The organism is Deinococcus sp., from assembly GCF_025362455.1.
Lineage (GTDB): Bacteria > Deinococcota > Deinococci > Deinococcales > Deinococcaceae > Deinococcus.
Map to the genome: position 1 here is coordinate 24,210 of NZ_JANYGJ010000272.1, position 11,907 is coordinate 36,116.

The following is an 11,907-nucleotide window of genomic DNA, read 5'->3' on the forward strand; positions in this document are numbered from 1 at the left end:
TCTGAGCATCGAATGAATTTGCCAGTTGGTTGCGATTTTTTTCGGAAAATGGACGGCGCTCTTTTTGTTTACTCAGTATCCTTATGAATAATGGCTGATAGGTGGTTGGGTTTGCGCGTGTACTGAATACCGATAGATGGGCGGTCAATCAGCCGCTGTCCCCGAATTTCACGAGGCTCGAATTGAAAGTAGGGATGGCTCTGATTTTGCATGTTCATACCGCTCAGATAGCCGCCGCTCAAAAGGTAGACCGTTTTGCCCAGACGGGTCACGGCATTTGGGGATAGTAACATCGTTACGGCGCTGTCCAGTTTATAGCCTGATTTCCCCGACAGTGCCAACACGGAGGTGCCGCTCTCGGACATGATGTATCTGTCGATGCCGTCATGGTGCTCGATGAGGTAATCAAGGCGACCATCACCATTCAGATCAGCCGCAAATGCTGTTGGCGCGTGACTACCCTGGTCACCACCGTACAGAGACGGTAGCGAGCTGCTGCGGCCCCCAGAACGCAGCGTGAGGCTGAAAAAGCTGTTGCTGGAGCGCCAGTCGATCGTGGCACCTGGGCAGTTGATGGTGGTTCTGACCTTGTTGCCTTTGCCACTCGGAGCGGGTACGGTGCAGGCCCGCCAGGCGATGGCCCGCGCCTGTGGATACGGGGTGTAATCGGCCAGCAGCCTACTCGTTCTGGCCGCCGCCGTGGGAGACGCCGTGGGAGACACAGTGGAAGATGCAGTGGCCTGAGTCTGCGCTGCGAGCACGAAAACAGACAGGCTTGCCAGAGCCCTCGTGGTGAGACCAGGCAGAATTGCGCTGTTTAGATTCTTCATGAGAATAGCTTAGCGACCCCAATGTGAAAAAATCACACTGAACGTAAACTATTTCTCATCATGAGAAGATCGTTAACGGCTGTTTGCAGCGTGTCCTGTCTATGAACGGCGTGAACCTGCCCGGCCACGCGGCTTCTGGGGCTGGGCTTCAACAGCCCAAACTCAGTAGCCCAGCCTCAGCAACCCGGCCTCAAAACCCCAGTTCGGTGCGCGGGTTTTTCAGGCGGGCGAGTTTCTCCGGGGTCCACAGTTCGTAGCTGTACATCGGAAACTGTTTTTTGAAGCGCCCGATCTTGTCCCAGACCTCCGCCGACTCGCGGGGCGCCACCAACACCAGTTTCAGAATCATGTCCATGTTGTCGTAGACGTAGAAATCGAAATAAAAGGTCTGTTCGGCGCCCTTGTCGGTAAACAGCGGAAACGGAAAGGGCCGGTAGCGCCAGGGCTTGTTGCGCTCACGCAGAATCTGCGCCGCCACCCGCTTGAGTGGGCTTTCGGTAAAGCGGTGCGTCTCGCCGTCACGGTCACGGAAGGCCGTTTCGGGGTCGGCGGCGCCCAGGTCCACGCCCAGCGCCGCGCCACGGGGGCCGGTGGGTTTGCCCGTGCCCGTTTTCCGGACGCCCGCTCTGCCGGTGCCGAACTTGCCCGCACCCGATTTGCCTGCACCCGATTTGCCCGCACCTGATTTAAGCGGAGCGCCCGCTTTGCCGCCGCGCCTGGGTGGCCCGGACGGCTTGCTGCTGCTCTCCCCGCTGCGGCTGGCTCGTTTTTTATCGGGTGCGTCCGCTCCAGCCGTGCCCAGGCCGGTGGCGGTGGGCCGGGCGGTCTGGCGGGCGTCGTTGGCTTTGCTGCCGCTGCGGCCCTCGGCGGTGCGCGGGTCGCGGCTGGGTCCAGCGGGGCGCGATGGCCCGACTTTTTCGAGTTCTCTGGCAGACTTGGCGCCGCCGCGCCGGGAAGCGGGTGTGGTGGTTTTCTTGGGACGGGTCATGGGGGCAGTTTAGAGGTTGTGGTGGCGGCGTGCTCTGGTGAAGGTTGCACAAGGGGGGGTTGCGTTGTGTGGAAAAGCGGCGGCTGGACGTGTTTGGGGCGCTGATGTTGCTTTTTTAGGTTTCAGCACGTTGCTTTCGCTTTGGGTGCCTCACCCCCAGCACCGCTGTGGACGGTACTTCCCGTTCGTCCCACATGCACTTTCTTTCACCCCATTCTCCACATCGTGGCCGGTGACGTAGGGCACCCGTGCTCCAAATAAGCCCATAACTGACCTCGCTGGAAGGGAGTGGTTTACTTCAGCCAATAAAAGCACGCGCCCAGCGAGCTTTCTGACCCCTCTCCTGCGGAGCTGTACCAGTCGCCCCCTGCGGGAGAGTCGCAGACCTGAGGAGTGGCGCCCTCATGGGGAGGAATGGCACCCTCATGGGTGTCCGCTCATGACGACAGTCCGTTCACAACGAGTGCTTGCAGAGGGGAGCTGCAAAGCAGCGGGGTGAGTCGCAGACCTGCTTGCAGAGGGCCAGTGAGCCCCAGCGAATGCCCTAATCTTTTCCCACTTCCCACACCCCACTCCCTACTTCCCGCCAGACCTCACCAGACTCAGGTCCACCAGCTTGCTCAGGTCCGGCACCTCGCGGGCGAATCCGGCTTCCTTGTTGAGCTGGGCGTACTCGGCTAAAACCTTGAGATTGATGTCGGACGTGACCTTGGTGCGCGACAGGCCCTTGAACAGATCGCTGACGCTGGGGCGCTTGCCGGTGAAGCTGTAGATGGCGTCGCTGATGGCTTTCTGGGCGCCCGCGTTGCTTGACCGGATGAAGTTGATGGCGCTCAGGTGGCCGCGTATCAGGGCTTTCACGGCGTCCGGGTTCTTTTTGGCGTAGTCGGTGTTGACCACCAGGACAGTGGTAGTGTAATCGCCGCCGTTCCAGATGGCCTTTTCGTTGGCGATCAGCCTGGCGCCCTGCGACTCCATCACGGCGCCCCAGGGTTCCTGCACCAGCGCGGCGTCCACCTGGTTGGCGGCGAAGGCGGCGGGCATGTTGGCCGGGTCGATGGGAATCACCGTGACCGTGCCGCCCTCGTCGGTGGCCTTCAGGCCGTTCTCGTGCAGCAGGTGGCGCAGGCTGATGTCCTGGGTCGAGCCGCGCGTGGGCACCGCGACCTTCTTGCCGCTCAGGGCTTTGACGTTGCGAACGCCGCTGCCACTTCTGGCGACCAGCACGGCCCCGGCGTTGGCCGCCCCGGCGTAGATCTGAATCGGCACGCCGCGCAAAAAGGCGTTGATGGCCGGTCCGGGGCCGACATACGAGGCGTCGATGGCGCCCGCCGCGAAGGCTTCGGAGACCTGCGAGCCGTTGGCGAAGTCCCTGACGACCAGTTTGGTGCCCGGACCGGTTTGAGACAGTTCCTTTTGAAACAGGCCCTTCTGGATGCCGACCAGGCCCGCCGCGTGAGTGACGTTGGGAAACACGCCCAGTCGGAGCTGAGGCGCGGAGTTGGACTGGGCCTGCGCGAAGGACAGAGCGAGCGTGCAAGGCAGGAACAGGAAGCGGTTCATGGACCGAGTATAGCGTAGCAGTTGATAGAACTTGTCAATTAATGGAGCCGGTCTTAACGGGGCCGATGTTAACGGGGCCGATATACACAAGGTCGGCCTGGTCGGCGCTGCGTATGGGTCCGGGTGAGGTTAACCTTCAGACCCCGCCCCGTCGGCTGATACGGACTCCGCTAAATTCCTTAACTTCCGAAAAGGCGCCGGAAGTTAATCCATACCGCAGAGTCCGTAGTTGCTCCTACTCCCGTTGCCCCGGTTTCATCGTTTTTACAAAACGATTCAATCGGAGTCCGTATGACTCCCCTTTGACGCCTCGCCCGCTACTCTGAAGTTGACACCCAGGGGGACACATGGACGATTCAGCGCCGCAACATCCCGATTCCGCCGACCAGAACGCGCCTGTGCAGATCCAGGCCGCGCCGGTGGCCACGCCCGAAAGCTACGCTGACCGGGGGGGCTATGATCCCTCGTTCCTGCTCGTGCGGGTGCCGATGCCGGATATTTCGGGGGCCGTCAGCCGCTTCGGCCCGGCCACGCCGCTGACAGGCAGCACCGGAGCAGTAGCCAGCACTGAGCTGAAATACACCCACTTCTCGCTGGTCATGAGCCAGGTCCGGCGGCTGGCCTTCGTCACGGCGGTCAATATCGACGGGGCCAGTCTGTTCGATTACCCGCGCAACCGCGACGTCTGGCACTTCGACCCCCGCATTCCGGCAGCCGCGCAGGTCGACGAATTCATGTACCGTAACGAACCCGGCCCGCAAGGTTTTTTCGACCGGGGCCATCTGGTGCGCCGCCGCGATCCGATCTGGGGCAGCGGCGCTACTTTGAAGGCGGCCAACGACGACACCTTCCACTGGACCAATTGCAGCCCGCAGTACTGGGAGTTCAACCAGGGCGAGACGCTCTGGCAGGGGCTGGAGAATTTTATTTTGTCGAGCGCCGAGCTGGGAAAGGTCAAGGTCAGCGTCTTCACCGGCCCGGTGTTCACGGACGCCGACCCGCTGCACCGTCAGGTCCAGATTCCGCAGCAGTTCTGGAAAGTCGTGGCCGCCGTGGACGAAGCCGGGGCGCTGCGGTCGAGCGCGTACCGGGTCAGCCAGGCGGACTTCATCACGCCGATCACCTTTCAGAGCGTGCCGGAGGTGGCTGCCGAGGCGCTGCCGGTGGGGCCGTACAGTACCTTTCAGGTGGCCGTGAGCGAGATCGAATCCCTGACCGGGCTGAATTTCGGTGACGGCCTGCGAGGCGCGGACGTGTTCACCGACCAGGTGCCGAAGCGGCTCGCCCGCCTCTCGGACGCCCGGCTGCCGTTCGGAATGGGCGCAGGCGTGTCGGCGCTGAACACTCAGCCGTCTGGACGCCTTGGCGCCGAACTGGACGACGGGCAGATTCTGTATTTCGGTGAGGCGGGGGAGAGTGTCGGCCAGGTGAGTGCCCTCGGCAACCCGCTTCTGGATGCCGGAACCTCGTTGCAGGACGCGCTGAGGCGGGCCATGCCGACGTTGCGTGACATCGCCCGGACGCTGGGCGACATCAACAGCCCGGATGAACTCTCGCTCCAGCTCGGCCTGAAGATCACCGCCGACGCCAGCGTCATCCTCGCCCGGCTGGGCACCGAGGGCACGCTGAACGTGACGCTGCGCTGGTACAACTCGGAGGAGCGCCGAAGGCCGTGACAGTATGGTTTTGACCGTGTAGGCAGTGCCCCAAGCCTTTATGGTCATCCTGAACGCGGTGAAGGATCTCGCTGTTCGGCGACGAGACCCCTCGCTACGCCGAGGGTGACAAATGTTCTGGGCGTTTGCTCCGGCCTGAGTGCTTCTCTCAATCTTCAATCCGCGTCCAGCAAGCGCCGCAGCACTACCAGTTGCCCGACGTGGTAGGCGTTGTGGTCGGCGATCAGCAGCGCCTCGCGCAGCCAGGTCTGGGCCGTGCCTGCCAGCATAGCGTTCGGCACAGCGGCGTAGACATCGGCGCCGTCCAGCAGCGCTAAAAACTCGTCCAGATCAGCCTGGATGCCCTCGAATGTCCGGTGCCAGTTCTCCACCGTTCCGGCTGCTGTCGGCCAGTAGGCGGCGGGCCACTCGCGCTCGGTGTACGGCGCGTCCTGCACGAACTCCAGAATGTCGCGCTGGGCGTACCACAGGTGCCACAGCAGTTCCCAGGCGGAGTAGGGCAGCCCGGCCACCCGCTCGTTCAGCCGCTGAATTGGAAACCCGTCCAGCACGTCGCTGAGCTGCACATGCGCCTGTGGCTCGGTCAGCAGGGCACGGAGGTGTCGGCGTAATGCCTGCTCGCTCACAGCACCCCGCTCAGATACTCGGCGACGCTCGCGCGGACCGGCATGAAGTAGGCGTGGCTGCCGCTGCGCCGGGCGAAGGCCAGCAGCTCGGCGGCAAACTGGCGGTTCCATTCCAGCGTCGGCTCGAAGGTGCGCGGAAACACCGCCTTGTTGCGGGTCTGCCAGTAGCTCAGCGATTTCTCGCTGGTGACGGTGGTGGCGCCCCAGAACACCTCCGCGCCGACGAGCAATTCGGCCCACAGTTCCAGCAGGCGCAGGTCGAAGAACGGCTGGGTGAACAGCCCCACCGCGCCCGCCTCCAGCTTGGCCTCGGCGTAGTCGCGCTCGCGGGCGAAACTCTGCCGGTAGGGGTCGAGCCCCGCCCAGACGGTGACGTGCGGCAGCTCGCGCCGGAACTTGCGGATAATTTCCAGACTGGTCACGTCATAGGTCTGGTGCCCCATATCGGCGGGCGCGTCGCCCTCGATAATCAGCACCTCGGTGATCCCGGCGGCGTCCAGCGCGGCGGCCATCGGCAGCGGGGCCTTCGGGTTGATGTCGATGGCCCGGATGTGGGGAATGGCCTGCGGCACCACCGCCTTCGCCAGCGCACAGCCCTGCCAGCTCCGCAGCGAGTAGCGCAGCAGATCGGGAATGTTGACGGTCTGCACGCCGCCGAGTGAGCGGACCTCCTCCAGCTCGGCGCCCAGCCCGCTCCGGCTGCGCGGGACAAGCTCGATGGAAATGCGGGTCTGCTTTCCCGCTTTGAGCGTCTCTGCCAACGCTGTCTGAGCCGGATGACCGATCTGCATTTCGGGGACGTCGAGAACGGTCTGCCCGGCGTTGATTCCCCGCGTCCCAACCGGCACGAATTCAGTCGGCACTCAACGCCACCCTGTCGGCCTCGATCTGCACTTTGGGTTCATACGCCAGGTTCGGCGCCAGCCATCTCTCCGCCTCCGCCAGCGTCCAGTTTTTGCGCCGGGCGTAATCCTGCACCTGATCGCGTCCGATGCGGCCCAACGCCAGGTACTTCGCTTCTGGATGTGCGATATACAACCCTGAGACGGCGGCGGCGGGCCACATGGCGCAGCTCTCTGTCAGCGTCATGCCGATCTGCTCGGCGTCCAGCAGTTCAAAGAGCGTGCGTTTCTCGGTGTGGTCAGGCTGCGCCGGATAGCCGGGTGCGGGCCGGATGCCCCGGTACTTTTCTTTGATGAGTTCCTCGCGGGTGAACTGCTCCTCCGGTGCGTAGCCCCAGTATCCTCGGCGCACGTCCTGGTGCAGCTTTTCGGCGAAGGCCTCGGCCAGCCGGTCCGCCAGCGCCTTGACCATGATGGCGCTGTAGTCGTCGGCTGCTGCCTCGAACGCCTTGGCAAACTCGTCGGCCCCATGAATACCGACCACGAAGCCGCCCACCCAGTCCGGCGACTCGCTGACGAAATCGGCGAGCGCGGCGTTGGGGTGAGATTGGTCGCGTTGCTGGCGGAGGGTATGGAAGGCGTAAGGGAGTGGGGAGTGGGGAGTGGGAAGTGGGGACGCTTCGCGCAGGTCGTCCGAAATGGCCTCTCTGGTCTGGGGTAGGTGCTGGGGCTCCAGATCGAGCACGATGTCGTCGCCCTCGCGGTGGGCGGGCCACAGACCGATGACGGCGCGGGCGGTGAAGCGACGTTCGGTGACGATGCGCCCCAGTAAGGTCTTGGCGTCCTCGTAGAGTTTGCGGGCCTCCACGCCCACCGACGGGTCGCGCAGAATTTTCGGATACACGCCGGGCATCTCCCAGGCGATGAAAAACGGCGTCCAGTCGATGAAGGGGATCAGTCCGGCCAGATCCTGCTCGACGACCGTGCGGCCCGGTTTATTTGGCGCCGGGGCGGGGGAGTCGGTCAGGTGGGGCGCTCTGGACCTCGCCGCCCCGATCTCGATGAGCTTGATGTTCCGCTCGGCGTGACGCTCGCGCAGGGTGTCGTACTCGCCTTTCAACCTGGCCCTGATGACGGCCTGCTTGCTCAGCAGCTCGCCCGCCACCGACACGGCGCGGCTGGCGTCGATGACGTGAACCACCGTGCCGGAATAGGCTGGGTCGATCTTGACCGCCGTATGCGCCCGGCTGGTTGTGGCGCCGCCGATCAGCAGCGGGGTCTGGATGCCCCGGCGCTCCATCTCGCGGGCCACACTGACCATCTCGTCCAGGGAGGGCGTGATCAGACCGCTGAGTCCGATCAGGTCGGCGCCCAGTTCCTTCGCGGCGTCCAGAATCTTCTCGGCGGACACCATCACGCCCAGGTCGGTCACGGCGTAGCCGTTGCAGGCCAGCACCACGCCCACGATGTTCTTGCCGATGTCGTGGACGTCGCCCTTGACCGTCGCCAGCAGCACCTTGCCCTTGGAGCTGCCCCCGGCCTGCTCGGCTTCGAGGTACGGCGTCAGGTAAGCCACCGCCTTTTTCATCACGCGGGCGGATTTGACCACCTGCGGCAGAAACATCTTGCCCGCCCCGAACAGGTCGCCCACCACGTTCATGCCGTCCATCAGCGGCCCCTCGATGACGCCCAGCGGCGAACCCAGGAGCTGATAGGCTTCCTCGGCGTCGGCGTCCACGAAGTCGGTGTTGCCCACGATCAGCGCGTGCTTGAGGCGGTCATGCACCCCGGCGCTGCGCCACTCGTCCACGGCGCCCGCCTCGCGCTTGACGCCCTTGTAGCGCCCGGCCAGCTCAATTAAATTCTCGGTAGCGTCCTCTCGCCGGGCCAGAATCACGTCCTCCACCGCCACCTTCAACTCCGGCTCGATGTCGTCGTAGACGGCCAGCATCCCGGCGTTCACGATGCCCATGTCGAGCCCGGCGCGGATGGCGTGGTACAGAAAGACGGCGTGCATGGCTTCCCGCACATGGTTGTTGCCCCGGAAGCTGAACGACACGTTGCTGATCCCGCCCGACACCTTGGCGCCCGGCAGCTCGCGCTTGATCCAGCGGGTCGCCTCGATGAAGTCCAGCGCGTAACGGTCATGCTCGGCCATGCCGGTGGCGACGGTCAGCACGTTGGGGTCGAAGATGATGTCCTGCGCGGGAAATCCGGCGGTGTCAACCAGCAGCCTGTAGGCCCGCGTACAGATCTCCTGGCGGCGTTCCAGGTTGTCGGCCTGGCCCTGCTCGTCGAAGGCCATCACGATGACTGCCGCGCCGTAGCGCTTCAGCAGTTCGGCCCGGCGCAGGAACTCGGCCTCGCCGTCCTTGAGGCTGATCGAATTGACCACCGCCTTGCCCTGGACCCGCTTGAGGCCCGCTTCCAGGATGTCCCAGCGCGAGGAATCGAGCATGAACGGCACGCGGGCGATGTCGGGCTCACCGGCCAGCAGGTTCAGGAAGTGGATCATGGCCGCCTCGCCGTCGAGCATGCCCTCGTCGAAGTTCACGTCGATGATCTGGGCGCCGTTCTCGACCTGCTGCCGGGCGATCTTGAGACCCGCGTCGAAGTCGCCGTCCAGAATGAATTTGGCGAAGCGGGGGCTGCCGGTGACGTTGGTGCGCTCGCCGACGTTGACGAAGTTGGTTTCCGGCGTCAGCGTAAAGGGTTCCAGGCCGCTCAGCCGCAGAAACGGAGCCAGGGGCGCCGCTTTCCTGGGCGCAAACCGGCCCACCGACTCGGCGATGGCCCGGATGTGCTCCGGCGTGGTGCCGCAGCAGCCGCCGACGATGTTGACCAGCCCCTCCTCGGCGAACTCGCCCAGCAACCGGGCGGTGTGTTCGGGCAACTCGTCGTATTCACCAAACGCATTGGGCAGCCCGGCGTTCGGATGCACGCTGATGAGCGTCTCGGTGCTGCGGGCGATCTCGCGCAGGTAAGGCCGCAGGTGCTCGGCCCCCAGCGCACAGTTCAGGCCCAGGCTGAAGGGCTTCGCGTGCGCCAGGCTGGCCGCGAAGGCTTCCGGTGTCTGCCCGCTGAGCGTGCGCCCGGAGGCGTCGGTGATGGTGCCGGAGACCATAACCGGCAGCCTTCGCCCGGCCTCCTCGAAGACCTCCTCCACGGCGAACAGAGCGGCCTTGGCATTCAGCGTGTCGAAGATCGTTTCGATCAATAACATATCGGCGCCGCCGCGCATCAGGCCGCGAATCTGCTGGGCGTAGGCAGCCCGCAGGTCGTCGTAGGTCACCGCCCGGAATTCGGGGCGCTCCACGTCGGGGGACAAGGTGGCAGTGCGGTTGGTCGGCCCGATGGACCCGGCCACGAATCTGGGTCTGCCGTCGCGGGCCTCGAATTCGTCGGCCACCTCGCGGGCGATCCGGGCGGCCTCCACGTTCAGCTCGTCCACCAGGTACTCCAGTCCGTAATCCGCCTGACCGATGGTGGTGGAGCTGAAGGTATTGGTCTTGGTGATGTCGGCTCCGGCCCCGAAGTACTGGGCATGGATCTTACGCAGCAAGTCGGGCCGGGTCAGTTGCAGCAGGTCGTGGTTGCCCTTGTACTGCCGCGCTGGGTCGAAGTCGGGGCGGCGGTAATCGGCCTCCGATAAATTCTCGCGCTGGAACATGGTGCCCCAGGCGCCGTCCAGAATCAGGATGCGCTCACGGGCCAGTTGGAGCAGTTCGGAGGTGTGATCCTGGGTCATCAAAGTCGTCCTTGAACAAAAATCCGCCCGTACTCATGGGAGCAAAGGCGGCCATTTCTCGGTGTGCCGGGGTGCTCCATCGGTCCTGCGGCGCGTCGGAATATTTTCCGTCTGCCATCGTTGGCGCGCAGGCTGGCTTAAGCACCGTGTCCGAAATGAGGGGCCGGTTGCCGCGCCGTCGCTGAGCCAGGTCTCTCAGGCGCTTCTGGATGGGAAGAGAACTAAATCAGGCCGTTGGGCTTGCCAGACTTTTATTCTAGCGAAATCTGACTGGTTTGGGCGGGACAGTTCAGACAAATCGGCGGAGCCGAAAAGGAACAGAAAAACGGCCCCCGGTGAAGGGAGCCGCTCTCAGAATTAGCGCTGAACTTACTTGATTGCGCCGTTCAGGCCGTTGGGGAAGAAGCCGCCGGGCTTCGCTTTGCTGCCCAGGTAGACGATGTTGAGCACTTCGTCGGTGCTGCGGCTGAAGGCGATGGAGCTGGCGTCGGTGGGCACGATGTTGGACGCGCCCGTGGGGGTGTTGTCCGAGGTGATGCCCTGGTCCTTGCCGCCGCCCACCGAAAAGCGCAGCGCACTGATCTTGCCGATCAATGCAGCGACGGTCAGGCCGAAGGGGGTCACTACTGCACGCTGGCTGTAGAGCACCGTGCGAACTTCACCGGCGTGATACGCCTCGACGGCCAGGATGCCAGCGGCGGCTTCCAGGTAATCGGGGTTGGTGATCAGGCGAGCGGCGCCCTTGTAGGCGGTGACGCCCACGTCTTCGAAGATGAAAGCGCCATGCAGGAAGAACAGCGCGTTAGCGTAGGGGTTAAACGCCAGGGCCGCGTCGGCGCCAGTTGCCGCCTTCGCTGCTGCGCCGAAGGCGGAGCCGACGTTGAGGACGGGACGGTCCGCAGGCGTAACACCGGCAGCCGTCAGCGCTCCACGCAAAAACTTGACGTGCTGGTACTCGTCCTCGGCGATTTCCATGGCGTAGGCTTTGGTAGCCTTGCCCAGGTCGTCGTCACCGAAGTTCATCATCGACTTGCCGTCGGTGCCGGGGAGCAACTGAATTTCTGCGTTACCGCCGCCAAGCGCTCTGAGGTCGTCCAAGCGTCCCACAGCGGCCAGGTAGAAAGCGGCTTCCAGGTATTCCAGGTTCAGTGCGAAGTTCAGCACGTCGGCGTCGATGTTCGGCTTGGTGGGCTCGGCCATCGCCGGTGCGCAGGAGGCCAGCACGGCGCCCGCACCCATCAGGCCAGCGGCGGAGAGGAACTGACGGCGGTTCGGGACTTTAATGGAATCGCTCATATGAACTCCTTGGACAACGTAGATGTGCGGCGAAAGCGCCGCACCGAGGGGCGGAGGGTGTTCACCAACATTGAGTTGTATGCCGAGCCTAGACGATTGGATGTGGCCTGTAAATCGCATTTACCGAAAATGAAGGTGCCCTGAAGCTCGTCTAAGCTCCGTGTAAATATAGTTAAAAATAGTTAAAATGAGTCTATGTATGAAGACGAGTCAGAAATGAAGTTGACCCAATGTCTAGTTAAGGTAGGGTGAATGTCAGGCTGTATGATCGTTGAATCGAGTCTGGCTCGTGCGGCCATAGGCACCAGACTGGGGTATCTGATTAGCGATGCAGGGGT

The 11,907-nt window shown here is 63.6% G+C and carries 8 protein-coding genes and 1 riboswitch; of the genes, 1 reads left to right on the forward strand and 7 read right to left on the reverse strand.

All coding sequences use genetic code 11. The features are described 5' to 3' along the window. Positions 1-68: 68 nt before the first annotated feature. From Q0R23_RS18430 to Q0R23_RS18440, 3 genes are all read right to left on the reverse strand, one after another. On the reverse strand, positions 69-830 hold the full coding sequence (locus tag Q0R23_RS18430; RefSeq protein WP_293915458.1) for a hypothetical protein: 762 nt from the start codon (positions 828-830) through the stop codon (positions 69-71). Between the two features lie 190 nt (positions 831-1,020). Beyond that, complete coding sequence (locus Q0R23_RS18435; RefSeq protein WP_293915460.1) at positions 1,021-1,818, reverse strand: hypothetical protein; 798 nt, start codon at positions 1,816-1,818, stop codon at positions 1,021-1,023. A 576-nt stretch (positions 1,819-2,394) separates the two neighbouring features. Further along, positions 2,395-3,381, reverse strand: a complete 987-nt coding sequence (locus Q0R23_RS18440; protein ID WP_293915462.1) for an ABC transporter substrate-binding protein — start codon at positions 3,379-3,381, stop codon at positions 2,395-2,397. 347 nt (positions 3,382-3,728) lie between these two features. On the opposite strand from Q0R23_RS18440, the gene Q0R23_RS18445 reads away from it, so the two are divergent. Further along, on the forward strand, positions 3,729-5,057 hold the full coding sequence (locus Q0R23_RS18445) for a CU044_2847 family protein (RefSeq protein WP_293915464.1): 1,329 nt from the start codon (positions 3,729-3,731) through the stop codon (positions 5,055-5,057). Positions 5,058-5,212: 155 nt separating this feature from the next. On the opposite strand, the gene Q0R23_RS18450 is transcribed toward Q0R23_RS18445, so the two are convergent. The 4 genes from Q0R23_RS18450 to Q0R23_RS18465 form a co-directional block, all read right to left on the reverse strand. Then, positions 5,213-5,683 carry a DinB family protein gene (locus Q0R23_RS18450; RefSeq protein ID WP_293915466.1) on the reverse strand — a complete coding sequence of 157 codons (471 nt, stop codon included), beginning with the start codon at positions 5,681-5,683 and terminating at the stop codon, positions 5,213-5,215. Then, positions 5,680-6,546, reverse strand: coding sequence for a methylenetetrahydrofolate reductase (locus Q0R23_RS18455; protein WP_366520460.1), 867 nt, complete (start codon positions 6,544-6,546; stop codon positions 5,680-5,682). Before Q0R23_RS18455 ends, Q0R23_RS18450 begins: the two co-directional genes overlap by 4 nt. Continuing rightward, positions 6,536-10,273: a methionine synthase gene (gene metH, locus Q0R23_RS18460; RefSeq protein WP_293915468.1), complete on the reverse strand. Its 3,738-nt coding sequence runs from the start codon at positions 10,271-10,273 to the stop codon at positions 6,536-6,538. Before metH ends, Q0R23_RS18455 begins: the two co-directional genes overlap by 11 nt. 111 nt (positions 10,274-10,384) lie before the next feature. Beyond that, positions 10,385-10,489, reverse strand: a riboswitch (SAM riboswitch). A gap of 153 nt (positions 10,490-10,642) precedes the next feature. Further along, on the reverse strand, positions 10,643-11,569 hold the full coding sequence (locus tag Q0R23_RS18465; RefSeq protein ID WP_293915470.1) for a ferritin-like domain-containing protein: 927 nt from the start codon (positions 11,567-11,569) through the stop codon (positions 10,643-10,645). Positions 11,570-11,907: the final 338 nt, after the last annotated feature.

Bases quoted from the DNA above. Each gene is read 5' to 3' on its own strand.
- Q0R23_RS18430 (WP_293915458.1), bottom strand. From the start codon at position 830: ATGAAGAATCTAAACAGCGCAATTCTGCCTGGTCTCACCACGAGGGCT.
- Q0R23_RS18435 (WP_293915460.1), bottom strand. From the start codon at position 1,818: ATGACCCGTCCCAAGAAAACCACCACACCCGCTTCCCGGCGCGGCGGC.
- Q0R23_RS18440 (WP_293915462.1), bottom strand. From the start codon at position 3,381: ATGAACCGCTTCCTGTTCCTGCCTTGCACGCTCGCTCTGTCCTTCGCG.
- Q0R23_RS18445 (WP_293915464.1), top strand. From the start codon at position 3,729: ATGGACGATTCAGCGCCGCAACATCCCGATTCCGCCGACCAGAACGCG.
- metH (WP_293915468.1), bottom strand. From the start codon at position 10,273: ATGACCCAGGATCACACCTCCGAACTGCTCCAACTGGCCCGTGAGCGC.
- Q0R23_RS18465 (WP_293915470.1), bottom strand. From the start codon at position 11,569: ATGAGCGATTCCATTAAAGTCCCGAACCGCCGTCAGTTCCTCTCCGCC.